Origin of the sequence: Streptomyces sp. NPDC057271, assembly GCF_042668715.1 — a bacterium.
Classification (GTDB): Bacteria; Actinomycetota; Actinomycetes; order Streptomycetales; family Streptomycetaceae; genus Streptomyces.
Genome location: NZ_JBHUYJ010000010.1, coordinates 97,978 through 122,449 on the forward strand (window position 1 = coordinate 97,978; position 24,472 = coordinate 122,449).

General features: G+C 71.2%; 21 protein-coding genes and 1 pseudogene. 13 read left to right on the top strand and 9 right to left on the bottom strand.

The genetic code is table 11. From position 1 onward, the window contains the following. The first annotated feature begins 56 nt into the window (after positions 1–56). Positions 57–335, top strand: a complete 279-nt coding sequence (locus tag ACFUJR_RS07790) for a hypothetical protein (RefSeq protein ID WP_383178840.1) — start codon at positions 57–59, stop codon at positions 333–335. A 213-nt stretch (positions 336–548) separates the two neighbouring features. On the opposite strand, the gene tnpA is transcribed toward ACFUJR_RS07790, so the two are convergent. Next, positions 549–965: an IS200/IS605 family transposase gene (tnpA, locus tag ACFUJR_RS07795; protein ID WP_383175081.1), complete on the bottom strand. Its 417-nt coding sequence runs from the start codon at positions 963–965 to the stop codon at positions 549–551. A 25-nt stretch (positions 966–990) separates the two neighbouring features. Here tnpA and ACFUJR_RS07800 point away from each other — a divergent pair, with 25 nt between their 5' ends. The 4 genes from ACFUJR_RS07800 (at position 991) to ACFUJR_RS07815 (ending at position 6,333) form a co-directional block, all read left to right on the top strand. Continuing rightward, on the top strand, positions 991–2,214 hold the full coding sequence (locus ACFUJR_RS07800) for an RNA-guided endonuclease InsQ/TnpB family protein (protein WP_383175078.1): 1,224 nt from the start codon (positions 991–993) through the stop codon (positions 2,212–2,214). Beyond that, on the top strand, positions 2,187–2,471 hold the full coding sequence (locus tag ACFUJR_RS07805; RefSeq protein ID WP_383175088.1) for a hypothetical protein: 285 nt from the start codon (positions 2,187–2,189) through the stop codon (positions 2,469–2,471). The genes ACFUJR_RS07800 and ACFUJR_RS07805 overlap by 28 nt, the downstream gene beginning before the upstream one ends. 173 nt (positions 2,472–2,644) lie before the next feature. Further along, positions 2,645–4,864 carry an ATP-dependent RecD-like DNA helicase gene (locus ACFUJR_RS07810; RefSeq protein ID WP_383175075.1) on the top strand — a complete coding sequence of 740 codons (2,220 nt, stop codon included), beginning with the start codon at positions 2,645–2,647 and terminating at the stop codon, positions 4,862–4,864. Positions 4,865–5,043: 179 nt separating this feature from the next. Next, the gene (locus ACFUJR_RS07815; RefSeq protein ID WP_361439808.1) at positions 5,044–6,333 is read left to right on the top strand and encodes a citrate synthase; all 1,290 of its coding nucleotides are present in this window, start codon (positions 5,044–5,046) and stop codon (positions 6,331–6,333) included. A gap of 450 nt (positions 6,334–6,783) precedes the next feature. Here the strand turns inward: ACFUJR_RS07815 and ACFUJR_RS07820 are convergent, their stop codons facing one another. Together ACFUJR_RS07820 and ACFUJR_RS07825 are read right to left on the bottom strand one after the other, a co-directional pair. Continuing rightward, the gene (locus tag ACFUJR_RS07820; RefSeq protein WP_383175071.1) at positions 6,784–9,048 is read right to left on the bottom strand and encodes a heavy metal translocating P-type ATPase; all 2,265 of its coding nucleotides are present in this window, start codon (positions 9,046–9,048) and stop codon (positions 6,784–6,786) included. A gap of 112 nt (positions 9,049–9,160) precedes the next feature. Continuing rightward, entirely contained in the window at positions 9,161–9,394 is a 234-nt protein-coding gene (locus ACFUJR_RS07825) for a heavy-metal-associated domain-containing protein (RefSeq protein ID WP_383175068.1), read from the bottom strand. 145 nt (positions 9,395–9,539) lie between these two features. On the opposite strand from ACFUJR_RS07825, the gene ACFUJR_RS07830 reads away from it, so the two are divergent. Next, entirely contained in the window at positions 9,540–10,760 is a 1,221-nt protein-coding gene (locus ACFUJR_RS07830) for a cation:proton antiporter (protein WP_383175065.1), read from the top strand. Here the strand turns inward: ACFUJR_RS07830 and ACFUJR_RS07835 are convergent. Beyond that, positions 10,738–11,427, bottom strand: coding sequence for a TetR/AcrR family transcriptional regulator (locus tag ACFUJR_RS07835; protein ID WP_383175062.1), 690 nt, complete (start codon positions 11,425–11,427; stop codon positions 10,738–10,740). The genes ACFUJR_RS07830 and ACFUJR_RS07835 overlap by 23 nt on opposite strands. A gap of 163 nt (positions 11,428–11,590) precedes the next feature. Here ACFUJR_RS07835 and ACFUJR_RS07840 point away from each other — a divergent pair, with 163 nt between their 5' ends. Continuing rightward, positions 11,591–13,924, top strand: a complete 2,334-nt coding sequence (locus ACFUJR_RS07840) for an MMPL family transporter (RefSeq protein ID WP_383175059.1) — start codon at positions 11,591–11,593, stop codon at positions 13,922–13,924. 164 nt (positions 13,925–14,088) lie between these two features. Here ACFUJR_RS07840 and ACFUJR_RS07845 read toward each other — a convergent pair whose 3' ends face one another. Further along, entirely contained in the window at positions 14,089–14,286 is a 198-nt protein-coding gene (locus ACFUJR_RS07845) for a helix-turn-helix transcriptional regulator (protein ID WP_383175056.1), read from the bottom strand. 246 nt (positions 14,287–14,532) lie between these two features. Continuing rightward, the gene (locus ACFUJR_RS07850) at positions 14,533–15,441 is read right to left on the bottom strand and encodes a sugar phosphate isomerase/epimerase family protein (protein WP_383175053.1); all 909 of its coding nucleotides are present in this window, start codon (positions 15,439–15,441) and stop codon (positions 14,533–14,535) included. Positions 15,442–15,599: 158 nt separating this feature from the next. Here ACFUJR_RS07850 and iolC point away from each other — a divergent pair, with 158 nt between their 5' ends. From iolC to mmsA, 5 genes are all read left to right on the top strand, one after another. Continuing rightward, positions 15,600–16,547, top strand: coding sequence for a 5-dehydro-2-deoxygluconokinase (gene iolC, locus ACFUJR_RS07855; protein WP_383175084.1), 948 nt, complete (start codon positions 15,600–15,602; stop codon positions 16,545–16,547). 425 nt (positions 16,548–16,972) lie between these two features. Further along, complete coding sequence (locus ACFUJR_RS07860; RefSeq protein WP_383175051.1) at positions 16,973–17,926, top strand: deoxyribose-phosphate aldolase; 954 nt, start codon at positions 16,973–16,975, stop codon at positions 17,924–17,926. Beyond that, entirely contained in the window at positions 17,923–18,729 is an 807-nt protein-coding gene (gene iolB / locus ACFUJR_RS07865) for a 5-deoxy-glucuronate isomerase (protein WP_383175048.1), read from the top strand. Before ACFUJR_RS07860 ends, iolB begins: the two co-directional genes overlap by 4 nt. Continuing rightward, positions 18,726–20,594: a 3D-(3,5/4)-trihydroxycyclohexane-1,2-dione acylhydrolase (decyclizing) gene (gene iolD / locus ACFUJR_RS07870; RefSeq protein WP_383175045.1), complete on the top strand. Its 1,869-nt coding sequence runs from the start codon at positions 18,726–18,728 to the stop codon at positions 20,592–20,594. The genes iolB and iolD overlap by 4 nt, the downstream gene beginning before the upstream one ends. A 14-nt stretch (positions 20,595–20,608) precedes the next feature. After that, the gene (mmsA, locus tag ACFUJR_RS07875) at positions 20,609–22,120 is read left to right on the top strand and encodes a CoA-acylating methylmalonate-semialdehyde dehydrogenase (protein WP_383175042.1); all 1,512 of its coding nucleotides are present in this window, start codon (positions 20,609–20,611) and stop codon (positions 22,118–22,120) included. A 102-nt stretch (positions 22,121–22,222) separates the two neighbouring features. On the opposite strand, the gene ACFUJR_RS07880 is transcribed toward mmsA, so the two are convergent. Beyond that, positions 22,223–22,597 carry a VOC family protein gene (locus ACFUJR_RS07880; RefSeq protein WP_383177345.1) on the bottom strand — a complete coding sequence of 125 codons (375 nt, stop codon included), beginning with the start codon at positions 22,595–22,597 and terminating at the stop codon, positions 22,223–22,225. 161 nt (positions 22,598–22,758) lie between these two features. Here ACFUJR_RS07880 and ACFUJR_RS07885 point away from each other — a divergent pair, with 161 nt between their 5' ends. Beyond that, complete coding sequence (locus ACFUJR_RS07885; RefSeq protein WP_383177310.1) at positions 22,759–23,358, top strand: DUF4291 domain-containing protein; 600 nt, start codon at positions 22,759–22,761, stop codon at positions 23,356–23,358. 151 nt (positions 23,359–23,509) lie between these two features. Here ACFUJR_RS07885 and ACFUJR_RS07890 read toward each other — a convergent pair. Next, positions 23,510–23,821 (bottom strand): annotated as a pseudogene (locus tag ACFUJR_RS07890) (protease inhibitor I9 family protein); the annotation flags it as partial. Positions 23,822–23,934: 113 nt separating this feature from the next. Beyond that, the gene (locus ACFUJR_RS07895; RefSeq protein WP_383177313.1) at positions 23,935–24,360 is read right to left on the bottom strand and encodes a GNAT family N-acetyltransferase; all 426 of its coding nucleotides are present in this window, start codon (positions 24,358–24,360) and stop codon (positions 23,935–23,937) included. Positions 24,361–24,472 lie beyond the last annotated feature (112 nt).

The following is a 24,472-nucleotide window of genomic DNA, read 5'->3' on the forward strand; positions in this document are numbered from 1 at the left end:
AGGCCCGACCCCACTCTGTGAGGGATTCGCCACACATAGCGACGGAAGGTGTCGACGTGAGGAACTCCCTGGCCCGGCTCGTCAACCGGCTCCTGCGCCGGACCGGCAGCCCGCATCCGCCCCCCGCCCCGCCCGCGTACACCCACCCCTACTCCCGTCCCTACGCCGACGGGTCCACCCGCCACCACACCGGCGAGCGTCCGTCGCACGGTGAGGACAGTCCGCTCGTCCGCCCCTACCTCCTGGCGTACGAGAGGCGGCAGGGGCGAGGGCGGGTGCTGCTGCTCGCCGCGCACGGGCTGGAGCTCCGCCCCGACGTGGAGGTGGTCGCGTGACCGGCGAGGCTCGGCTGCTGCCCTGGACGGGCGAAGAAGGCAAACCCTGCTACCGGGATCTATTCGCAGTGCTCCGGCCTTCAGGCCGGGGGTGAAGCGAATCTGCCGGTGTGACGCGGAGCGTCACCGCAACGGGTCCGGCGGAGCCGGACGGAGATATGCCGCCTGCGGCGCGGAGCGCCGGGAGGCTTTCCCGGCGGAGCCGGGCGCGGCTCACCCCGGCCGGTTCTGCTGGTCGATGTACTGCCTGACCACGGACAGCGGGGCACCGCCGACGGTTCCGGCGAAGTAGGAGCCGGACCAGAGCTTGTTGGCCCGCCAGTAGTGGCGCACCAGGTCGGGAAACTCCTGGCGCAGGCGGCGGGAGGAGACGCCCTTGAGAGAGTTGACCAGTTTGGTGACGGCGACCTTGGGCGGAAAGATCACCAGCAAGTGGACGTGGTTGTCCTCGCCGTTGAATTCCACCAGCTCGCACTCGAAGTCCCCACACACCGACCGCATGATCTCCTCCATGCGCCGCAGGTGGGCATCGGTGAACACCTTGTGCCGGAACTTGGTCACGAAGACCAAGTGGACATGCATCGCGAACGTACAGTGCCGACCAGTTCTGATCTTCTGCATCTCACCCATAACCCAAGTATCTATCGTCGTCGGCATGCAGCTTCGGTACAGCTTCCGCCTGTACCCGAACGCCGTCCAGCAGGCCGCGTTGGCGAGGGCGTTCGGGTGCGCCCGCGTCGTGTTCAACGACGCGGTCCGCGCCCGCGAGGACGCCCGAGCGGCCGGGGAGCCGTTCCCGAAGATCGGGGAACTGTCCACACGGCTGATCACCCAGGCCAAGACCACCCCGGAACGCTCCTGGCTGGGCGAGGTCTCCGCCGTGGTGCTCCAGCAGTCCCTGCGGGACGCCGAGACCGCGTACCGCAACTTCTTCGCCTCCCTGGGCGGCACCCGAAAGGGCCCGAGACTGGGAGCGCCCCGCTTCAAGTCCCGCAAGGATCACCGGCAGTCGATTCGGTTCACCGCGAATGCCCGCTGGAAGATCACCGACGCGGGCCGCCTCGACCTGCCGAAGATCGGTGCGGTGAAGGTGCAATGGTCCCGCGCCCTGCCCGTCACACCTTCCTCGGTGACCGTGATCAAGGACGCGGCGGGACGGTTCTTCGCCTCCTTCGTCATCGACACCGATCCCGCCACCGACGCGGAACGTCTGCCGCAGACCGAGAACACCATCGGCATCGACCTCGGCCTGACCCACTTCGCCGTCCTGTCCGACGGCACGAAGATCGACTCCCCGCGCTTTCTGCGGCGCGCGGAGAAGAAGCTGAAGAAGGCCCAGAAGGAGCTGTCCCGCAAGCAGAATGGATCGAAGAACCGGGCCAAGGCCCGCCTCAAGGTCGCCCGGGCCCACGCCAAAGTCGCTGACGCGCGCCGTGAGTTCCACCACCAGCTCTCCACCAAGCTGATCTCCGAGAACCAAGGGATCGCCGTGGAGGACCTGTCGGTGGCGGGACTGGCGCGCACTAGGCTGGCCAAATCCGTGCACGACGCGGGCTGGTCACAGTTCATCAACATGCTGACCTACAAGGCCGAGCGGTACGGCCGCACTCTGATCAAAATCAGCCGGTTCGAACCGACCAGCCAGATCTGCTCGACCTGCGGCCACCGCGACGGCCCCAAACCCCTGAGCGTGCGGGAATGGATCTGCAGCGCCTGCGGCACCCTCCACGACCGGGACACCAACGCAGCGATCAACGTCAAGACGGCCGCCGGACTGGCGGCATCGGCCTGCGGAGCGCCGGTAAGACCAGGAGCGATCCCGGCACAGCGCGAAGAAACAGGAAGCCACGGATTCCCGACCGGAAACCGTGCCGCGTAGCGGCACGGCAACCCGTCAGGGAAGGCCAGAATCCTCGCCCTTCAGGGCGAGGAGCATGTCAACTCTCGCGGCTCGCGGACGGCATCGAGAGTGTCCAGCTCGGTATGGCGGGCGATCTGCTCGGCCATGCCGGCGAGTTGCTCGCGGATCGCCGGGCGAGCGGCGTCGAGCTGCGCTATCTCGCCGGCCGGCTCGCCGAGTCGCTGCGGGACGTCAAGCGGGTCGCCGAGAGCCGGGGCGCCCGACTCGGCAGATGACTCGGGGTGGCGCGGGCTGTGGCGGTCAGCTGCTCGGATGACGCACGTCCTGCTGCTGGACCAACGGGCTCTCGGTTCGGGTGGCCTCGCACATGCCGACGGGCCGCCCCGGGGCGCTGCGGTCGACCACAGGCGCGCCCCCGACTGTCCGAGCCCTTCGATACCGTCGGGGCATGTCCAACCAGAGTCAGGCTCAGGCGGTCGTCGAAGGGGTGCTGGAGCGGATCACCTACGCCAACGAGGAGAGCGGGTACACGGTCGCCCGCGTCGACACCGGGCGCGGTGGCGGCGATCTCCTCACGGTCGTCGGGGCGCTGCTCGGGGCTCAGCCGGGCGAGTCGTTGCGGATGCAGGGGCGTTGGGGCTCCCATCCGCAGTACGGCAAGCAGTTCACGGTCGAGAACTACACGACCGTGCTGCCCGCCACCGTCCAGGGCATACGCCGCTACCTCGGCTCCGGGCTGATCAAGGGCATCGGGCCCGTCTTCGCCGACCGCATCACCCAGCACTTCGGCGTGGACACCCTCGACATCCTGGAGGCGGCCCCGGCCCGCCTGATCGAGGTGCCGGGGCTCGGGCCCAAGCGGACGAAGAACATCACCGCCGCCTGGGAGGAGCAGAAGGCCATCAAGGAGGTGATGGTCTTCCTCCAGGGCGTCGGCGTCTCCACCTCCATCGCCGTGCGGATCTACAAGAAGTACGGCGACGCCTCCATCTCCGTCGTGCGGAACCAGCCCTACCGGCTGGCCGCCGACGTCTGGGGCATCGGCTTCCTCACCGCCGACAAGATCGCCCAGGCCGTCGGCATCCCGCACGACAGCCCGGACCGGGTCAAGGCGGGGCTGCAGTACGCCCTGTCGCAGTCCACCGACCAGGGGCACTGCTTCCTCCCCGAGGAGAAGCTGATCGCCGACGCCGTGAAGCTGCTCCAGGTCGACACCGGGCTGGTCATCGAGTGCCTCGCCGAGCTGGCGGAGGACCCGGAAGGGGTCGTACGGGAGTCGGTGCCCGGGCCTGAGGGGCTGCCCGTCACGGCCGTCTACCTGATCCCCTTCCACCGCGCCGAGCTCTCCCTCGCCGGCCAGACCAGGCGCCTGCTGCACGCCCCCGAGGACCGGATGGCGGCCTTCCGGGACGTCGCCTGGGACAAGGCCCTCGCCTGGCTCGCCGACCGCACCGGCGCCTCCCTCGCTCCCGAGCAGGAGGCGGCGGTGCGGCTCGCCCTGACCCGTAAGGTCGCCGTCCTCACCGGAGGCCCGGGATGCGGGAAGTCGTTCACCGTCCGCTCGATCGTGGAGCTGGCCCGGGCCAAGCGGGCCAAGGTCGTCCTCGCCGCGCCCACCGGCCGCGCCGCCAAGCGACTCGCCGAGCTGACCGGCACCGACGCCTCGACCGTCCACCGTCTCCTGGAGCTCAAGCCGGGCGGGGACGCGGCCTACGACCGGGACCGCCCGCTCGACGCCGACCTCGTCGTCGTGGACGAGGCGTCCATGCTCGATCTGCTCCTCGCCAACAAGCTCGTGAAGGCCGTGGCACCCGGTGCCCACCTCCTCCTCGTGGGTGACGTGGACCAGCTGCCCTCGGTCGGCGCGGGTGAGGTGCTCGGGGATCTGTTGGCCCCCGGCAGTCCGGTGCCGGCCGTCCGGCTGACCCGCATCTTCCGCCAGGCCCAGCAGTCCGGGGTCGTCACCAACGCCCACCGGATCAACGCCGGTCTGCCGCCCGTCACCACCGGCCTGCCGGACTTCTTCCTCTTCGCGGAGGACGAGACCGAGGACGCCGCCCGGGTCGCCGTCGAGGTCGCGGCACGGCGGATTCCCGCCAAGTTCGGACTCGACCCCCGCCGGGACGTCCAGGTCCTGGCGCCCATGCACCGCGGCCCCGCCGGCGCCGGCACGCTCAACGGGCTCCTCCAGCAGGCGATCACCCCGGCCCGTCCCGACCTCCCCGAGAAGCGGTTCGGCGGCCGGGTCTTCCGCGTCGGCGACAAGGTCACCCAGATCCGCAACAACTACGAGAAGGGTGCCAACGGCGTCTTCAACGGCACCGTCGGCGTCGTGACCGCGCTCGACGCCGTCGAACAGCGACTGACCGTCCGCACCGACGAGGACGAGGAGGTCGGCTACGACTTCGACGAGCTGGACGAGCTGGCCCACGCCTACGCCGTCACGATCCACCGCTCCCAGGGCAGCGAGTATCCGGCCGTCGTGATCCCCGTCACCAACAGCGCCTGGATGATGCTCCAGCGGAACCTGCTCTACACGGCCGTCACCCGGGCGAAGAAGCTGGTCGTGCTGGTCGGTTCGCGCAAGGCGATCGCCCAGGCCGTACGTACGGTTTCCGCAGGCAGACGCTTCACCGCCCTGGCCCACCGGCTCTCGGCAGCCGTGTGAAAGGCCACCCCGGACTTCCCCGAACGGGGCGAAGGGGGCAAGATGAGCAGGTTGGCGGCACTGAGTGCCGCCAAATGGCCCAATGGTCGACCCCGAGTGCACTCTCCTGAGCCAAATGGGGGATGGTAGAGACAGTCAGGGCACCTCGAAGAAGAGGCACTACGTCGGTGAGGGATGACGTGAGCGACAACTCTGTAGTACTGCGGTACGCGGACGGTGAATACACCTACCCGGTGGTCGAGAGCACCGTCGGCGACAAGGGCTTCGACATCGGGAAGCTCCGAGCCCAGACCGGTCTGGTCACCCTGGACAGCGGATACGGCAACACCGCCGCCTATAAATCCGCCATCACCTACCTCGACGGCGAGCAGGGCATTCTGCGGTACCGCGGCTACCCCATCGAGCAGCTGGCGGAGCGCTCCACCTTCCTTGAGGTGGCGTACCTGCTGATCAACGGTGAGCTTCCCAAGGTCGACGAGCTCGCGACCTTCAAGAACGAGATCACCCAGCACACGCTGCTGCACGAGGACGTCAAGCGCTTCTTCGACGGCTTCCCCCGGGACGCCCACCCGATGGCGATGCTCTCCTCGGTGGTCTCCGCGCTGTCCACCTTCTACCAGGACAGCCACAACCCGTTCGACGAGAAGCAGCGTCACCTCTCCACGATCCGGCTGCTCGCCAAGCTGCCGACGATCGCGGCGTACGCGTACAAGAAGTCGATCGGCCACCCCTTCGTCTACCCGCGCAACGACCTGGGGTACGTCGAGAACTTCCTGCGCATGACCTTCTCGGTCCCGGCCCAGGAGTACGAGCTCGACCCGGTCGTGGTCTCGGCGCTCGACAAGCTGCTGATCCTGCACGCGGACCACGAGCAGAACTGTTCGACGTCCACCGTCCGTCTGGTCGGTTCGAGCCAGGCGAACATGTTCGCGTCGATCTCCGCCGGCATCTCGGCCCTGTGGGGCCCGCTGCACGGTGGCGCCAACCAGTCGGTCCTGGAGATGCTCGAGGGCATCCAGGCCAACGGTGGCAATGTCGACTCCTTCATCAACAAGGTGAAGAACAAGGAGGACGGTGTCCGCCTGATGGGCTTCGGCCACCGGGTGTACAAGTCCTTCGACCCGCGCGCCAAGATCATCAAGGCCGCGGCGCACGACGTGCTCTCCGCGCTCGGCAAGTCCGACGAGCTGCTGGACATCGCGCTCAAGCTGGAGGAGCACGCGCTCTCCGACGACTACTTCGTCTCGCGCAACCTCTACCCGAACGTGGACTTCTACACGGGCCTCATCTACCGCGCGATGGGCTTCCCGACCGAGATGTTCACCGTGCTCTTCGCGCTCGGCCGCCTCCCGGGCTGGATCGCCCAGTGGCACGAGATGATCAAGGAGCCGGGTTCCCGCATCGGCCGCCCGCGCCAGATCTACACGGGTGAGGTCCTGCGCGACTTCGTCCCGGTCGAGGGCCGCTGACACTCTTCCTCGTCGCGAGGCGCCGTATACGGTGCCGGTGAGGCGCCGTACGCGGTGCCGATGAGGTGCCGTACAGGCCGCACGCGCCGCTGAACGAAAAGCGCCCCGCTTCCGATCCCCCCACGGGTCGGCGAGCGGGGCGCTTTCCATATCCCCGGTGCGGATTCCCCCCACGGGATCCGGGCCGGGCGTCTGCCGGGTTCAGCAGAAGCTAGGCGGGTCTACGCGGTCTGCCGGGGTACGTACGTACGGGAGGGCCGCTCAAAGCTCCCCGGTGCACGTGCCCCGGCCAACGCTTGCCTGGGACGTCCCCCAAGACATCCCATGAACGTCCCCCAAGACGTTCTTGGCATCGCCCACTTAGACCCGCGAACGGCCCGAATGGTTACCCCCAAATATCTGTGATCTAGGTCTCTTTGTGAAGGTCCTGTGCGTCACGTGTAGGTGAATTCACGCGAACCTCCGAAGTCGCAGGCTGTTTGTCACGACAAATACGGACGAAAATGCCATGGCCAAACCGGCGATCATCGGGTTCAGCAACCCGAACGCGGCCAGCGGCAGGGCGGCCACGTTGTATCCGAACGCCCACGCGAGGTTTCCCTTGATCGTCGCCAGGGTCCGGCGCGCGAGCCGGATGGCGTCCGCCGCCACCCGCAGATCGCCGCGGACCAGCGTCAGGTCGCTCGCCTCGATCGCGGCGTCCGTGCCGGTGCCCATGGCCAGACCCAGGTCGGCGGTGGCCAGCGCGGCGGCGTCGTTCACGCCGTCGCCGACCATCGCGACCACCCGGCCCTCCGCCTGGAGGCGCCGCACCACGTCGACCTTCTCCTGCGGCAGCACCTCGGCGAAGACCTGATCCGCCTCGATGCCCACCTCCGCCGCCACCGTCTCGGCGACCGCCCGCCCGTCCCCGGTCAGCAGGACCGGCCTCAGGCCGAGGGCACGCAGCCGGGCGACCGCCTCCGCGCTGGTCTCCTTCACGGCGTCGGCGACCGTCAGCGCCCCGCGCGCCCGGCCGTCCCAGGCGACCTGCACGGCACCCGGCTCCGGCACCCCGGGGATCTCGACCCCCTCCGCGTCGAGGAGCGCCGCGCGGCCGACCAGGAGGGTGCGGCCGTCGACCGTGCCGCGCACACCGAGGCCGGGCACGTTCTCGAAGGACGTCGGCACGGGCAGCTCGCCCACGGGCAGGCCGAGCCGTTCGGCGGCGCCCGCCGCGACCGCCCGGGCGACCGGATGCTCGGAGGCGTGCTCCAGGGCGCCCGCGAGGCGCAGCAGCTCGGCCTCGTCCACGTCCTCGTACGCGTACACCTTCCGCAGCCGCATCCGGCCGGTGGTGATCGTCCCGGTCTTGTCGAGGACGACGGTGTCGACACGGCGGGTGGACTCCAGTACCTCCGGGCCCTTGATCAGGATGCCGAGCTGCGCGCCGCGGCCGGTGCCGACCATGAGCGCGGTCGGGGTCGCGAGGCCGAGGGCGCAGGGGCAGGCGATGATCAGTACGGCGACGGCGGCGGTGAACGCGCCGGTGGTGTCCTCGACCACGAACAGCCAGGTCAGCAGCGTGCCGAGGGCGATGTAGAGCACCACGGGGACGAAGACCGCGGAGATCCGGTCGGCGAGGCGCTGCACCTCGGCCTTGCCGTTCTGGGCGTCCTCGACCAGCTTGGCCATCCGGGCGAGCCGGGTGTCGGCGCCGACCCGGGTCGCCCGGACGGCGAGCCGTCCCGAGGTGTTGAGGCAGCCGCCGGTGACCGGGTCGCCGGCCGTCACGTCGACCGGGACGGACTCGCCGGTGAGCAGGGACGCGTCGACAGCGGAGGAGCCCTCGACGACCGTTCCGTCGGTGGCGATCTTCTCGCCGGGGCGGACGACGAAGACTTCGCCGACCCGCAGCGCGTCCACCGGGATCCGTACCTCCGTGCCTCCCCCAAGCACTCGGCTTCGCTCGAGCAGGGGGGACCCCCATCTCAGGACGGTCACGTCCTTCGCCCCGAGCGCCATCAGGGCGCGCAGCGCGGAGCCCGCCTTCCGCTTGGCCCTGGCCTCCAGGTAGCGGCCGAGCAGGATGAAGGTGACGACACCGGCCGCGACCTCCAGGTAGATCGTCGAGGCGCCGTCGGTGCGGCCGGTGGTGAGGTCGAAGCCGTGGCGCATGCCGGTCATGCCCGCGTCACCGAGGAACAGGGCCCACAGCGACCAGCCGAACGCGGCCAGCGTGCCGATCGAGACCAGGGTGTCCATGGTCGCCGCGCCGTGCCGCAGGTTGGTCCAGGCGGCGCGGTGGAAGGGCAGCCCGCCCCAGGCGACGACCGGTGCGGCGAGCGTGAGGGAGAGCCACTGCCAGTTGTCGAACTGGAGGGCGGGGATCATGGCGAGCAGGACGACCGGCGCGGCGAGCAGCGCCGAGACGGTCAGCCGGGTGCGGAGCGCGTCGAGCTCGGGATCCGCCTCGCGCGGTGTCTCCGGCGGCTCCGGGGCCGGGGGAACGGGCTCCTCGGCGGTGTAGCCGGTCCTGACGACCGTCGCGATCAGATCGGCGACCCGTGTCCCCGCCGGGTGCGCGATCTTCGCCTTCTCCGTCGCGTAGTTGACGGTCGCGGTGACGCCGTCCATCCGGTTGAGCTTCTTCTCGACGCGGGCCGCGCAGGAGGCGCAGGTCATCCCGCCGATGACCAGCTCGGTCGTGACGGTGGGCGCGGTGCTCGATGTCATGTGTGCCGTTCCAAACCAGAGCGGGGCCGTACCGGTAACGGTACGGCCCCGTCCGTGCGTGCCGGGGGCGTATGCCCGAGTCCCGGGCGCCGGGCAGGGGACCCCGGGTGTCTCAGGCCTGGCCGACGAGCTCGTAGCCCGCTTCGTCGACGGCGGCGCGGACGGCCTCCTCGTCGAGCGGGGCCTGGGACACCACGGTGACCTGGCCGGTGGAGGCCACAGCCTTGACGGAGGAGACCCCGGCGATCTCGGAGATCTCACTGGTGACCGCGCCCTCGCAGTGCCCGCAGGTCATTCCCTTGACCTGGTACACGGTGGTGAGTGCGGTCGGCGTCTCGGCGGTCATGACGGTCTCCTCTTCGAGGGCGTGCGGGTGCGGGGTCGTACTGAAACACAGTCTATACCCCTAGGGGGTATGAATCCAGTCGTACGCCGGCGCCCTGCCGGGGCTGTGTCTCGTGAGGCGGTGCGACCCATGGTAGATACCCGACATGTCGCATTCCGGCACCACTCTGATCCTGATCATGGCGATCGCCGTCCTGGCGCCGCTGCTGGCCTACGCGGTCGGGCGTCGACTGCCCGTTCCGCTCGTCATCTTCGAGATCCTGCTCGGCATCGTCGTCGGCCCCGACGTCCTCGGCTGGGCGCACACGGGCCCCCTGATCGACGGCCTCTCGGAGCTCGGCCTCGCGATGCTGATCTTCCTCGCGGGCTACGAGATCGAGTTCGGCAAGGTGCGGGGCGACACCCTCAAGCGCTCGGTGGGGGCATGGCTGGTCGCCCTGGCGCTCGGGCTCGTCGCCGGGGCGCTGCTGGCCGACGGATTCCACCACGGTGTCTTCATCGGGGTGGCGCTGACCAGCACGGCGCTCGGCACCGTCCTGCCGGTGCTGCGGGACTCGGGCGATCTGCACGGCCGGTTCGGCACGGTGGTGATGGCCTTCGGCGCGGTGGGGGAGTTCGGGCCCATCATCGCGATGACCCTCCTCCTGAGCGGCCGCAGCGCGGCCCAGTCCACGGTGCTCCTCGCGGTCTTCGCCGTCCTGACGGCGGCGGCCGTCCTCTGGGCGTTGCGGCCGAGACCGCCGTGGTTCTCCCGGATCATCGCCAGGACCATGCACACCAGCGGCCAGTTCGCGGTCCGTTTCGTGTTCCTGCTGCTCGCGCTGATGCTGGGCGCCTCGCAGGCCCTCGGTCTCGACGTGCTGCTCGGCGCGTTCGCCGCCGGACTCATCACCCGGCTCGTCCTGACCGGCGCCGCGCCCGAGTCGGGCCCCGCGATCCTGGAGAAGGTCGAGGCGGTCGGCTTCGGCTTCCTCGTCCCGGTCTTCTTCGTCGTCACCGGCATCGAGTTCGACCTGGACTCACTGCTCGACGGCGGCCGTACGCTGCTCCTGCTGCCGGTCTTCCTGCTGCTGTTCGTGGTGGTGCGGGGCGGACCGGTCTGGTTCCTCGCCCCGGGCGACCTGGGGCGCGGGGACCGGAGTGCGCTGGTGCTCTACCAGTCCACGGCCCTGCCGCTCGTCGTCGCGATCACCACCATCGGGGTCGACGACAAGGCGCTGACGGCGGGCGAGGCGGCGGCGCTCGTGGGGGCGGGGATGCTCTCCGTCCTCGCCTTCCCGATCCTCGCGATGAAGATCCGGGCGAAGGGGGGCGCGGGACGCGGGGGCGCGGTCGGGGAGTCGGTCAGCGGGGCGGAGTCGTGGTGAGCGCGCCGCCGCTGCCGGCCGGGGCGGGGGAGCCCTCGATGAGCGGGCCGAGGTAGCCCAGCAGCAGCGTCTTCAGCTCGGCGACCGCCGCGTCCCGTGCCGGCCCCTCGTCGGCGGCGAGGATCAGGGTGAGACCGCCCTTGACGACCGCGAAGGTCATCTCGGCCTTGAGGGTGCGGTCCTCGGGTGTGTGGTCCGGCAGATGGTGGTCGAACAGGCTCTGGACCGAGGCCAGGAGCGAGGCGTGCAGGGCGTCGTGCTCCTCGGCGATCCGGCCCGGGATCTCGGAGCCGTGCATCAGGGCGAGGAAGACCGGGTTCGAGCAGTTGAACTCGATCATCGGATCGAGCACCGCGTCCACGAGCTCGGGCAGCGGCAGGGCGAGGTTGGCCGGGGTGAACGCCTGTCCGTGCATCTCGCGCATCTGGTGCAGCAGGCGGCCGCCGAGCTCGACGGCGATCGCCTCCTTGTTGGGGAAGTACTGGTAGAGCGTGCCGGGGGAGACGCTGGCCTCACGGGCGATCGCGTTGGTGCTGGCCGCCGTGTAGCCGTTCGCGCAGAAGACGCTTGCCGCCGCCTGGAGCAGCTGCGCGATGCGGCGCTCGCCGCGGGCCTGCCGACGGCGGGGCTTCTGCTCCGCCGAACTCTCGGACCTCTCCTCGGACATGACTGTCCCCAGCTCTCTCAGCATGTTTGACAAACACGAGACGTCGCTCGCATTCTTGTGAAACGCGAGCGATGACTCGTGTTTGCCAGTCTATGGCAACGGGCGACCCATGCGACCTGCCGGGAAGCGAGCGCATGGGTCATGGTGAAGGGGACACCGCGTCATGGCCGAAGTCAAGAATTCAGGGCCCGCACCGGGCGGGGGGTGGACCCGGTTCGTGACGGCCAGGCCACGCCTGTCCCTGCTGGTCGCGCTGGTGATCACCGCGCTCACCGTTCTCGCGGGCAGCGGTGTCGCCGACAGGATGGGGAGCGGCGGCTTCGAGGTCCCGGACGCCGAATCCACGTATGCGACAGAGGTTCTGGAGCGGGAGTTCCCCGCCTCCCAGCCCAATCTGCTCCTGCTCGTGAGCGCCCGGGAGGGCGGGGTCGACGATCCCGCCGTGGCCGCCGAGGCGCGGCGGCTCGCCGAGCGGCTCGACGCCGAGCACGGTGTCGGCGGCATCGGTTCCTACTGGGGGACCGGCTCCCCGGCCCTGCGCTCCGAGGACGGCCGGCAGGCCGTGATCGTCGCCAGGGTCGACGGCGACGAGAAGGCGGCCGGCGAGATCCTGGAGCGGATCGCCCCGGACTTCCGGGGCGCCCACGGCCCCGTCGACGTCTCGATCGGCGGTCAGCTGGCCGTGCAGCACGAGATGCAGTCGACCGTCGAGGAGGACCTGCTGCGCGCCGAGCTGATCGCACTGCCGGTGACGCTCGTCCTGCTCGTCATGGTCTTCGGCAGCGCGGTCGCGGCCATGCTGCCGCTGGGCGTCGGCATCGTGGCCATCCTGGGTACGAACGCGGTGCTGCGGGGCCTCACCGAACTCACCGACGTCTCCGTCTTCGCGCAGAACCTGACGACAGCCCTCGGGCTCGGACTCGCCATCGACTACGCCCTGTTCGTGGTCCGCAGGTTCCGCGAGGAGCTGGCCCGGGGGGCCGACACCCGGACCGCCGTCGCCACGACCCTGCGGACGGCCGGGCGGACGGTGCTCTTCTCCGCCCTGACCGTGGCGGCCTCGCTCTCCGCGATGCTGGTCTTCCCGCAGTACTTCCTGCGCTCCTTCGCCTACGCGGGCATCGCGGTGGTGCTGCTCGCCGCGGCCGCCGCGCTGACCCTGCTGCCCGCCGCCCTGATGCTGCTCGGGGAGCGGGTCAACGCGCTGGACCTGCGGCGCCTGTTCAAGCGCCGTCGCCGTACCGCCGAAGGCGCCGAGCCGCGCGGCGCCGCAGGCGCGGATACCAGGGAGCCCGGGGCAGGCTGGGCGAGGACGGCGACGCTGGTGATGCGGCGCGCGCCGGTCTTCGCCGTAGCCACCACGGCGGGTCTCGTCCTGCTCGGTCTCCCCTTCCTGGGAGCGAAGTTCGGCACGGTCGACGACCGGCAGCTCCCCACCACCGCCGAGTCCCGGGTGGTCCAGGACGAACTGCGCGACGGTTTCCCCGGCAGCCCGGGCGGCGGGCTCACGGTCCTCGCCGAGGGTGCCGCCACCCCCGCCGAGTACGCCGGCTACCGCGAGCGGATAGCGGCCCTCGACGGGGTCATGCGGGTGGACGGACCGGTGACCGCGGGTCCCGGCGCCGGAACGCCCGCGTACTTCACGGTGATCCCGGAGGGTGAGGGCGTCGGCGAGGCAGCCCAGCGCGTGGTGGGCGAACTGCGTGCCGAGACAGCCCCGTTCGACACGTCCGTCACCGGAGCCGCCGCCCTCCTGGTCGACTCCAAGGACGCCATCGGCGACCGGCTCCCCTGGGCGGGGGCGATCATCGTGGTCGTCACGCTGCTCCTGGTCTTCCTGCTGACCGGCAGCGTGCTCATCCCGATCCAGGCCGTCGTCCTCAACGGCCTCAGCCTGACCGCCATGTTCGGCGCGGTCGTCTGGGTCTTCCAGGAAGGCCATCTCTCCGGGTTCCTCGGCTTCACCCCGACCGGTGACATCGAGACCACCCTTCCGGTGCTGATGTTCTGCGTCGCCTTCGGCCTCTCGATGGACTACGGCGTGTTCCTGATATCCCGGATCAAGGAGGAGTACGACGCGACGGGCGACCACGACCACGCGGTCCGGTTCGGCCTGCGCCGTACGGGCGGCCTCATCACCGCCGCCGCCGTCATCCTCGCCGTCGTCATGGTGGCCATCGGCACCTCGCGGGTGACCAACACCAAGATGCTGGGCCTGGGCGTCGCGCTCGCCGTGCTGATGGACGCGATGGTCGTCCGCAGCCTGCTCGTACCGGCCGTGATGAAGCTGACCGGCCGCCTCACCTGGTGGGCCCCGGGTCCGCTGCGCCGCTTCCACGACCGGTTCGGAGTCAGCGAGGGCGAGGACACGGCGAAGGCCCCGACCGCGGCGCCGGAGCGGGCCGGGGGGTCGGAACAGGCCGAAGGATCGAGCCGAGCGGAACGGACGGGGCGGGCGGACGAGGACGTCCGGGACAAGGAGTCCGTCGGCCGCTAGGTCGTGTCGTAGGCGCGGAAGGCCGGATCGCCATGGGCGGACCGAGGGCCCCGCACCGGGTGCGGGGCCCTCGCGCGGCCCTCGGGGCCGGGGCCCTCGTGCTGCGGCTCCGCGGGCCGGCGGCTCGTGCGCACGAGGTGGTGCCACGAGCCCGTGCCGGGAGGTCATTCCCGACGGGTCCTGTTGCCCGGTCGGTTGGCCACCCAGGCGTGGATCGTGTCCGCGTACCAGTAGGGCTTGCCCGACTCGACATGGTCGGGCGCCGGCAGGAGGCCGTGCTTCCGGTAGGACCGCACGGTGTCCGGCTGCACCTTGATGTGTACGGCGATGTCCTTGTACGACCAGAGCCTTCTGTCCGTCATGCGTGGCACCTCCCTGCGCGCCTCGCAGCGGCGGCGGGGGTGCCGTTCGGGGGAGCTGCGGGGCAAACGCTGGCGATCACTGAGCCTGTGCCCCATGCAACGACCCCTTCCAACGGAAAGGGAGGCGCTGTCGACCGGCTGTGACGTGAAGCCCGCGTAATGGAGAAATCTGTGACAACAAGGGGATGGACGTGACGTAAGTGACGCATGGTCACAACGGCGCGCCGAATGGTGTTATCGGGGCTTCTATGCTCCACAGGAGCGCAGGAAGCGGCGCGTGCGGACCGCGATCGGATACGGCCTGTCGGGCTCGCACGGGTACATGTCCTGCTCGACGATGGCGAACAGCTCCACGTCGAGCGCCTGTGCCGCCGCGAGGACCGGCTCCAGAGCCGGCACCCCGGAGGGCGGCTCGCACATCACCCCCCGCGCCACGGCCGGTCCGAACGGCACCTCGTCGGCGACGACCCCGGCGAGGATCTCCGGATCGACCTGCTTGAGGTGGAGGTAGCCGATGCGCTCGCCGTACGTCTCGATCAGCTTGACGCTGTCGCCCCCGCAGTACGCGTAGTGCCCTGTGTCCAGGCAGAGCGAGACCAGCTCCGGATCGGTCGCGTCCAGGAAGCGGGCCACGTTCTCCTCGCTGTCGACATGGGTGTCCGCGTGCGGATGGACGACGATCCGCAGCCCGTAGCGGTCCCGGACCTCGCGGCCGAGGCGCTCCGTCAGACCGGTCAGATCGCGCCACTGTCCGGCGGTGAGAGTGCGGTCCTCCAGGACCTCGCCCGTCTTGTCGTCCCGCCAGAAGGAGGGGATGACGACGAGATGCTCCGCGCCCATCGCCTGCGCCAGCGCCGCGTTGTCGGCGACATGGGCCCAGGTCTTCTCCCAGACGGCCGGACCGTGGTGCAGCCCGGTGAAGACCGTGCCCGCCGAGACCCGCAGACCTCTGCGACCCGTCTCCTCGGCCAGGACGGCGGGATCGGTGGGCAGATAGCCGTACGGTCCGAGCTCGATCCACGCGTAGCCCGCGCCGGCGACCTCGTCGAGGAAGCGCTGCCAGGGAACCTGCCGGGGATCGTCGGGGAACCAGACGCCCCAGGAGTCGGGGGCGGAGCCGATACGGATACGGGACAGCGGCGACGGCTTCGTCATGAGAGCCACCTTGACCACGCCCGGAACGACGCGTCAAGACGCTCGTCCGAATGTAAGGACATAGCGTTGACAGGGTTCGGGGCGGACGGCTAGACCTGGGTGCGGGGCCGAGGCGAGAGGTGGCGCGCGTGGATGCGGAGCCGTACGAGCTGATCACGATGGGGCGACTCGGCGTGGACCTCTACCCCCTCCAGGTCGGCGTTCCGCTCTCCCGGGTGGAGACCTTCGGGAAGTTCCTGGGCGGCTCGCCCGCGAACGTGGCGGTCGCGGCGGCCCGGCTCGGACGGCGCACGGCCCTGGTGAGCCGGACCGGAGCGGACCCGTTCGGGGAGTACCTCCACGAGGAGCTGGCCGCGTTCGGGGTCGACGACCGCTGGGTGACGGCGGTGGAGGCGTATCCGACACCGGTCACGTTCTGCGAGATCTTCCCGCCCGACGACTTCCCGATCCACTTCTACCGCCGCCCCCGGGCGCCGGACCTGGAGATCCATCCGGCGGAGCTGGACCTCGGGGCGGTCCGGGCGGCGAGGGCGTTCTGGGTGACCGGGACGGGGCTGAGCGCCGAGCCCAGCCGGGCGGCGACGCTGGGCGCGCTGCGGGAGCGGGGCGGCGCGGAGCTGACCGTGCTCGACCTGGACTGGCGCCCGGTGCTCTGGCCCGACCCGGACGAGGCGGGACCGCTCTACCGGGAGGCCCTGAGATCGGCCACGGTCGCGGTCGGCAACCTGGACGAGTGCGCGGTCGCGACGGGGGAGCGCGAGCCGTACGCCGCGGCCCGCGCGCTGCTCGCCGCCGGAGTCCGGCTCGCGGTCGTCAAGCAGGGCCCCAAGGGGGTCCTCGCGATGACCGCCGACGGGGAGTGCGCGGAGGTGGCGCCCCTGCCGGTCGACGTGGTGAACGGCCTCGGCGCGGGCGACGCGTTCGGCGGGGCGCTGTGCGACGGGCTGCTCGCCGGCTGGGACCTGGACCGCACTCTCCGCAGGGCCAACGCGGCCGGCGCCATCGTGGCGGGTCGCCTCGCCTGCTCCCCGGCGATGCCCTACGCCGACGAGATCGACCGCGCCCTGTCCGTCGGCACCGGCACCCTCCCGGAGCGCACCCCATGACCGCCCGTCCCACCGACAGCTGGCGTACCCGAGCCGCTCACCGCCGCGCGAGCGGCCCGAAGAGCCCGCCCACGCCCGCCACTTCGGCCCCACCGCCCCCCACTTCGGCCCCACCGCCGCCCACTTCGGCCCCACCGCCGCCCACTTCGGCCCCACCGCCGCCCACTTCGGCCCCACCGGGCGGCCTGCCCACCGCCGACCCCACCCCACCGGGCGCCGAGCACGCGTCCACCTCGCCGGGTCCCGGGACGACGCCCGCCCCGTGCGGGGCAACGTCCGAGGCGCCCGTCCCGTCCGAGGCGCCCGTCCCGTCCGGTCCGGGGCAACCGCCCGCGCCACCCCGCCCCACGCGCGAGACGTCTCCCGCCGCCGACCCCCTTCGCCGCGCCGCGCACCCCGCGCCTCCGCGGCGGTTCGCCCGGGCCGTGCGGGGCGTCGGCGGGTCCGACGGGGCCGAGCCCGTCGACGTCGAGCGGCTCGTCTCACTGCGGGCCCGGCGGCCCGAGGCCGTGGCGGAGGCCGCGGCGACACGGCGGAGACGGGCGTGGTTCGAGGGCCGCGAGCGGCTGCTGATCGTCGCCGCCGACCACCCCGCCCGCGGCGCGCTCGGCGTCGGGGCGCGGCCCTACGCGATGGCCGATCGCGCCGACCTCCTCGCCCGGCTCCGGCTCGCGCTCTCCCGGCCCGGTGTCGACGGGGTCCTCGCCTCCGCCGACATCCTCGACGACCTCCTCCTGCTCGGCGCCCTGGACGACCGCCTGGTCATCGGGTCGATGAACCGCGGCGGCCTCGCCGGGGCCTCCTTCGAGCTCGACGACCGGTTCACCGGCCACCGCCCCCAGGACCTCGCCCGGCTCGGCTTCGACGCGGGAAAGCTCCTCCTGCGGATCGATCCCGACGACCCCGGATCGCTCTCCACCCTCCACACCGCCGCCCGCGCCGTCGACGAGATGGCCGCCCTGCGGCTGCCCGTCTTCGTCGAACCGTTCCTCTGCCACCGTGACCGCGACGGCAGGCTCCACAACGACCTCTCCGCCGAGGCCGTCGTCACCTCCCTCGCCGTCGCCTCCGGCCTGGGCGGCACCTCCGCCTACACCTGGCTCAAGGTCCCGGTCACCGACCACCCCGACGACATGGCCCGTGTCCTGGAGACCACCACCCTGCCCACCGTCCTGCTCGGCGGAGACCCCGGGCCGGGCCCGGACGCCCAGGACGTCGCGTACGCGAGATGGCGCGACGCGCTGCGCCTGCCCACCGTCCGGGGCCTGGCCGTCGGCCGTACCCTCCTCTATCCCGCGGACGGCGATGTGGCCGGAGCCGTCGATACCGCTGCGCGGTTGCTGCGGGAAGCGGTAGGAAGGAGTACGCACCACCCATGAACGATCTCCATCTGCCCGCAGGGACCGCCTCCCACGGGTCGTACGCGCTCCACGTCGACCCCGACCGGGCCGGCTGGGCGCACTCCGCACTGCGCGTCCTCGAACTCGGCCCGGGAGCCACCCATCTCCTGGACACCGGGGACAGCGAGTGGATCGTGCTTCCGCTCTCCGGCGGCTGTACGGTGCACGTCGACGGCCAGACGCTTCAACTCCTGGGCCGCGAGGGCGTGTTCGGCGGAGTGTCCGACTTCGCGTACGTGCCGCGCGACGCCCGAGTCCAGATCGCCTCCGGTGCGGGAGGCCGCTTCGCTTTGGCAGGAGCGAAGTGCGAGCGACGACTCCCCGCTCGCTACGGCCCCGCGCCGGAGGTACCCGTCGAGGCCCGCGGCACCGGCAACCGGGCGCGGAACGTACGGAACTTCGCCGCCGCGGACGTCTTCGAGGCGGACCGCCTCATCGCCGTCGAGGTGATCACCCCCGGCGGGAACTGGTCCTCCTACCCGCCCCACAAGCACGACGAGCACCGCCCGGGCGCCGAGTCCGAGCTGGAGGAGATCTACTACTTCGAGATCGCCGGCGGCGGAGTCGGCTACCAGCGGATCTCCCCCTCCCGTCCCGGCGGCGCCGACCTCCTCGCCGAGGTCCGCACCGGTGACGCCGTCCTCGTGCCCGACGGCTGGCACGGCCCGTCGATCGCGCAGCCGGAGCACGACATGTACTACCTGAACGTGATGGCGGGACCAGGACCGGAGCGGGAGTGGAAGATCTGCTTCCACCCCGACCACTCGGAGGGGTACACGTGAGCACTCTGACCGTCGCGCAGGCGCTGGTGCGGTTCCTCGCCGCGCAGTACACCGAACGCGACGGCGTACGCCGTCGGTTGATCGCCGCGACCTGGGGCATCTTCGGTCACGGGAACGTCGCCGGCATCGGCCAGGCGCTCGTCGAGCACGCCGAGGAGATGCCGTACCACCAGGGGCGCAACGAGCAGGCCATGGTGCACGCGGCCGTCGGCTACGCCCGCCAGTCGAACCGGCTCTCCGCGCACGCCGTGACCACCTCCATCGGCCCCGGCGCCACCAACCTCGTCACCGGCGCCGCGCTCGCCACGATCAACCGCCTCCCGGTGCTGCTGCTGCCCGGCGACAGCTTCGCCACCCGCCCCGCCGACCCCGTGCTCCAGCAGCTCGAAGTCCCCTACGCGGGCGACGTGTCGGTCAACGACTGTCTGCGGCCGGTCTCCGCGTACTTCGACCGCGTCACCCGCCCCGAGGCGCTGATCCCCGCAGCGCTCGCCGCCGTGCGGGTCCTCACGGACCCCGTCCAGACCGGGGCGGTGACGCTCGCCCTGCCGCAGGACGTCCAGGCGGAGGCGTACGACTGGCCCGAGGAGTTCTTCGCCGAGCGGGTCTGGCGCGTGCGGCGGCCGGTGCCGGACGACGCCGAACTGGAGGCGGCGGTCGCGGCGATCGGCCGGGCGGCCCGTCCGCTGATCGTCGCGGGCGGCGGGGTCAAGTACAGCGGCGCCGAGGAGGCGCTCGCCACCTTCGCCTCCCTGACCGGCATCCCGGTCGCCTCCACCCAGGCGGGCAAGGGCGCGCTGCGCCACGACCATCCGCAGGACGTCGGCGCCGTCGGCCACACCGGCACCGCCGCCGCCGACCACCTGGCGCGTACGGCCGACGTGGTGATCGGGGTCGGCACCCGCTGGACCGACTTCACCACCGCCTCCGGAACCCTGTTCACCCACCCGGACGTGCGGTTCGTCAACCTCAACATCGCGGCCTTCGACTCGCACAAGCTGTCCGCGCTGCCCTTGGTCGCGGACGCCCGCGAGGGCCTTGAGGCGCTCCACGCGCTGCTCGACCCGCACCATGTCACCGCTCACTACGCGCGCGAGTACGCGGAGGAGAAGCACCGCTGGGAGGCCCGCGTCACCGCAGCCTGCACCCCGGCCGACGAGGAGGCCCGGCCCACCCAGCCGGAGGTCCTCGGCGCACTCGACACCCTGGTCACCGAGGACGACATCCTGATCAACGCCGCCGGCTCGCTCCCCGGAGACCTCCACAAGCTCTGGCGGGCCCGCTCCGCCGACCAGTACCACGTCGAATACGGCTACTCGTGCATGGGCTACGAGATCCCGGCGGCGATCGGGGTGGCCCTCGCCGCGCCCGGGCGGCCGGTCTGGGCGCTCGTGGGCGACGGTACGTATCTGATGAACCCCACCGAAATCGTCACCGCCGTGCAGGAAGGACTGCCCATCAAGGTGGTGATCCTGCAGAACCACGGGTACGCCTCCATCGGAGGACTGTCCGAGGCCGTGGGCGGTGAGCGGTACGGCACCGCATACCGCTTCCGCGCGCCGGACGGCACCTTCACCGGGGACCCGCTCCCCGTCGACCTGGCCGCCAACGCGGCCTCGCTCGGGATGCGGGTGCTCACTGCACGTACCGCACGTGACCTGCGGGAAGCCCTCACCGACGCGCGGGCGTCGACCGTTCCCACATGTGTCTATGTCGAGACCGAAACGGCAGACACAGTGTCGGGCGCGCCCCCCGCCCAGGCGTGGTGGGATGTGCCCGTGGCCGAGACCTCGACCCGCGCGTCGGCGGCCAAGGCCCGGGAGGAGTACGACCGGCACGTCACCGCCCGACGCCGCCATCTCTGAAGGAGCATTCCGGCATGACGAACACCGAGAAGACCGTCAACCACTGGATCGGTGGCAAGACCGTCGAGGGCACGTCGGGCAACTGGGGCCCGGTCACCGACCCGGCCACGGGTGCCGTGACCACGAAGGTGGCGCTGGCGTCGGTCGACGAGGTCGACGCGGCCGTGGCCGCGGCGAAGACCGCGTATCTGACCTGGGGCACGGCGTCGCTCGCGCAGCGCACCACGATCCTCTTCAAGTTCCGCGCGCTGCTCGACGCCAACCGGGACGCGATCGCCGAGCTGATCACCGCCGAGCACGGCAAGGTCCACTCGGACGCGCTGGGCGAGGTCGCCCGCGGTCTGGAGATCGTGGACCTGGCCTGCGGGATCACCACGCAGCTCAAGGGCGAGCTGTCCACCCAGGTCTCGAACCGGGTGGACGTGGCCGCGATCCGCCAGCCCGTGGGTGTGGTGGCCGGCATCACGCCGTTCAACTTCCCGGCGATGGTCCCGATGTGGATGTTCCCGCTCGCCATCGCGTGCGGCAACACCTTCATCCTCAAGCCGAGCGAGAAGGACCCCTCGCCGTCGCTGAAGATCGCAGAGCTGCTCGCCGAGGCCGGCCTGCCGGACGGGGTCTTCAACGTCGTCCACGGTGACAAGGTCGCCGTCGACCGGCTCCTGGAGCACCCGGACGTCTCGGCGATCTCCTTCGTCGGCTCGACGCCGATCGCCCGCTACATCCACACCACCGCCTCCGCGGCGGGCAAGCGCGTCCAGGCGCTCGGTGGCGCGAAGAACCACATGCTGGTCCTGCCGGACGCGGACCTGGACGCGGCGGCCGACGCCGCGGTCTCGGCGGCGTACGGCTCGGCCGGTGAGCGCTGCATGGCGATCTCGGCGGTCGTCGCGGTCGGCGCGATCGGCGACGAGCTGGTGCAGAAGATCCGCGAGCGCGCCGAGAAGATCAAGATCGGCCCCGGCAACGACCCGACCTCGGAGATGGGCCCGCTGATCACGGCGGTCCACCGCGACAAGGTCGCCTCGTACGTGAAGGGCGCGGCTGACGAGGGCTGCGAGGTCGTCCTCGACGGCACCGGCTACACGGTGGACGGCTTCGAGGACGGGCACTGGATCGGCCTGTCGCTCCTGGACCACGTGCCCACGACCGCGGCGGCGTACCAGGACGAGATCTTCGGCCCGGTGCTCTGCGTGCTGCGCACCGAGACGTACGAGGAGGGCGTCGCCCTCATCAACGCCTCGCCGTTCGGCAACGGCACCGCGATCTTCACCCGTGACGGCGGTGCGGCCCGCCGCTTCCAGCTGGAGGTCGAGGCGGGCATGGTCGGCGTGAACGTGCCGATCCCGGTGCCGGTGGGCTACCACTCCTTCGGCGGCTGGAAGGACTCGCTCTTCGGCGACCACCACATCTACGGCAACGACGGCGTCCACTTCTACACCCGCGGCAAGGTCGTCACCACCCGCTGGCCGGACCCCTCCGAGGCCCCGGCGGGCGTGGACCTCGGCTTCCCGCGCAACCACTGACGGACGGCGTCCGAGCGGCGCCACAACCGCCGCCACAGCGGCAGAACCCCGGTCGTCCCTCGACGGCCGGGGGTTCTGCCGCTGTCCGCCGCACGCGCTCCGTCACGACACCGGCGGCTGCACCGGTTCGAGGAACTCGAGCCGGTTGCCCACCGGGTCCTCGGAGTAGAAGCGCTTGTGGCCGGGCAGGTTGTCGTCCCAGACGACCAGGGCGCCGCGTTCCTCCAGGCGGGCGGCGTACTCCTCGATCCCGGTGACGCGCAGCCCCGGGTGAGCCTTTCTCGCGGGACGGAAGTCCTCCTCGACGCCCAGGTGCAGCTGGACCGGGCCGGCCTGGAACCAGCAGCCGCCCCGAGCCGCGAGAACCGGGGGCTTGGCCACCTCGACCATGCCGAGCACCTCCCCGTAGTACCTCCGCAACCGGTCTTCGCTGCCGGTTGGGGCGGCGAGCTGCACATGGTCGACGGCGACGAGCATCCGGTTCTCCTTCTCGGCGGTGGACGACGGCCTCACGGATCCTGGCCGCGTGCCCGGAGGTGAGGCCCATCCTGTCGTCACCGGAATCTTCCGTCGACACCGCCCGGCGGCGCCGTAAAACGACTGGCCCCCGGGGCGCGCGACGGCGCACCCTGGGGGCCATGTCCGTCGTTCCGCCGAAGTACCAGATCCGCGCCCTGCACACCGACTCGACGGTGACCGTCTACCAGGCGTACGACCCGTCCATCGGCCTCCCGACAGCCCGCGAGGGCCGCTTCCCGCCCGCCTGGAAGCGGGACCGGATGACGTGGATCAAGCCGTCGTTCCTGTGGATGATGTACCGCTGCGGCTGGGGTCTGAAGGAAGGTCAGCAGACCGTCCTCGCGATCGAGATCACCCGCGAGGGGTTCGAGTGGGCGCTGCGCAACGCCTGCCTCTCCCACTACGTCCGGGGCTTCCACCCCGACCAGGCGGCCTGGAAGCGGCAGTTGTGCCGGTCCCCGGCGCGGGTGCAGTGGGATCCCGAGCGCGATCCGCAACTGGCGGCCCTTCCGTACCGCTCCCTCCAGCTGGGGCTCGCGAGGGAGGCGGCGCGGCGGTACGCGGACGAGTGGACCGTCTCGGTACGGGACGTCACACCGCTCGCGCACGCGCTCCACGCCCTCGTGCGCGCGGGGCGGGTGGACGAGGCGCGGGCGCGGATGCCCGAGGAGCGGCCCTATCCGGCGGGGCCGGAGCTCCTCGGGCATCTGGTGGGGTAGCCGCCCAGAAGATCGAGTGCAGCAGCTTGTTCGGGGAGCCCGACAACGCGTTCTGGACCTTGCCGCTCGTGGCGTTGTTCACCAGGGCGGTGTGGTCGATCCGGTCGAGACCCCACGTCGCGCCGGGCTGCGTGTCGGCCATCCGTACGGTCGCGTTCTGCTCGACGTACGCGACGCGAGGGTCGGAGGCCAGGGCCGCGGCCCTGGCCTGGGACATGGAGGCGGAGAAGCCCTTCAGGACCGAGCGGTACTCGTGCCTCGGCGTCACACCCAGGTCGGCGGCGCGGGTCGAGCCGTCCTTGAGGACGACGATCCAGCTGTCGTCGACGGCGAGCGAGGCAGGGGCGAGGCGCAGGTCGCCGACGGTCGCGCTCCGTGCCGTGGGGGAGGCGGCGAACTGCAGACCGGCGGTGAGCGCGAGGACGGGCACGACGGCCACGGCGCGGCGGGGTATACGGGTCATGTGGTGGGGCACCTGAACCTTTCGGCACCCGGGTTACCGGCAAGTACGGGTGTGCGTGGTGCGCCACAGAGTCTCGTGTTGTCATGTGTCGTACAAGGGCGGGCCGGCTCCCCTCACCGGTCCTTCACCTCGAACTCCCAGGTCAGCATCGCGAACCCGCCCTCGTCCCCGGCCCCCGCCGACCGGTACGTCCGCAACGCCGCCTCGTTGTCCGGCTCCACGCCCACCCACACGTCGTAACAGCCGCGCTCCCGGGCCTCTGCCACCAGCGCCTCCGTCAGCGCCCGCCCCACACCCCGCCGCCGGTACCCCTCGTCCACCGACAGCTCGTAGAGACACATCTCCGCCCCCTTGTCCGGGTGGAGCATCTCGATCCCGGACACCAGCCCCGCGGGGAATCCGTCCTCCGTGTAAGCGATCAGCATCAGATGCCCCGCGGCGGCGAGGAACGCCTCCGCCCACGACTCCCTCGGCGGGCCGTCGTAGAGATGCCGCGCCGCGAGCAGTTCGGCCACCGTCGTCGCCCGCCTGATCTCCATCCACGACCCCTCTCCTCGCGCCGCGCATACCGCGCCTGGTGTACGGGACGGTACGGCGTACGACTCCAGGAGGCCGCCGATTTCCGCCCGTGGACAGCCGAGCCGCACGGAC

Excerpts from the sequence above, each read along its gene's own strand:
- tnpA (WP_383175081.1), bottom strand. The coding sequence starts at position 965 with ATGGGTGAGATGCAGAAGATCAGAACTGGTCGGCACTGTACGTTCGCG.
- ACFUJR_RS07800 (WP_383175078.1), top strand. The coding sequence starts at position 991 with ATGCAGCTTCGGTACAGCTTCCGCCTGTACCCGAACGCCGTCCAGCAG.
- ACFUJR_RS07810 (WP_383175075.1), top strand. The coding sequence starts at position 2,645 with ATGTCCAACCAGAGTCAGGCTCAGGCGGTCGTCGAAGGGGTGCTGGAG.
- ACFUJR_RS07820 (WP_383175071.1), bottom strand. The coding sequence starts at position 9,048 with ATGACATCGAGCACCGCGCCCACCGTCACGACCGAGCTGGTCATCGGC.
- ACFUJR_RS07825 (WP_383175068.1), bottom strand. The coding sequence starts at position 9,394 with ATGACCGCCGAGACGCCGACCGCACTCACCACCGTGTACCAGGTCAAG.
- ACFUJR_RS07830 (WP_383175065.1), top strand. The coding sequence starts at position 9,540 with ATGTCGCATTCCGGCACCACTCTGATCCTGATCATGGCGATCGCCGTC.
- ACFUJR_RS07835 (WP_383175062.1), bottom strand. The coding sequence starts at position 11,427 with ATGTCCGAGGAGAGGTCCGAGAGTTCGGCGGAGCAGAAGCCCCGCCGT.
- ACFUJR_RS07840 (WP_383175059.1), top strand. The coding sequence starts at position 11,591 with ATGGCCGAAGTCAAGAATTCAGGGCCCGCACCGGGCGGGGGGTGGACC.
- ACFUJR_RS07845 (WP_383175056.1), bottom strand. The coding sequence starts at position 14,286 with ATGACGGACAGAAGGCTCTGGTCGTACAAGGACATCGCCGTACACATC.
- ACFUJR_RS07850 (WP_383175053.1), bottom strand. The coding sequence starts at position 15,441 with ATGACGAAGCCGTCGCCGCTGTCCCGTATCCGTATCGGCTCCGCCCCC.
- iolC (WP_383175084.1), top strand. The coding sequence starts at position 15,600 with ATGGGGCGACTCGGCGTGGACCTCTACCCCCTCCAGGTCGGCGTTCCG.
- iolB (WP_383175048.1), top strand. The coding sequence starts at position 17,923 with ATGAACGATCTCCATCTGCCCGCAGGGACCGCCTCCCACGGGTCGTAC.
- mmsA (WP_383175042.1), top strand. The coding sequence starts at position 20,609 with ATGACGAACACCGAGAAGACCGTCAACCACTGGATCGGTGGCAAGACC.
- ACFUJR_RS07880 (WP_383177345.1), bottom strand. The coding sequence starts at position 22,597 with ATGCTCGTCGCCGTCGACCATGTGCAGCTCGCCGCCCCAACCGGCAGC.
- ACFUJR_RS07885 (WP_383177310.1), top strand. The coding sequence starts at position 22,759 with ATGTCCGTCGTTCCGCCGAAGTACCAGATCCGCGCCCTGCACACCGAC.
- ACFUJR_RS07895 (WP_383177313.1), bottom strand. The coding sequence starts at position 24,360 with ATGGAGATCAGGCGGGCGACGACGGTGGCCGAACTGCTCGCGGCGCGG.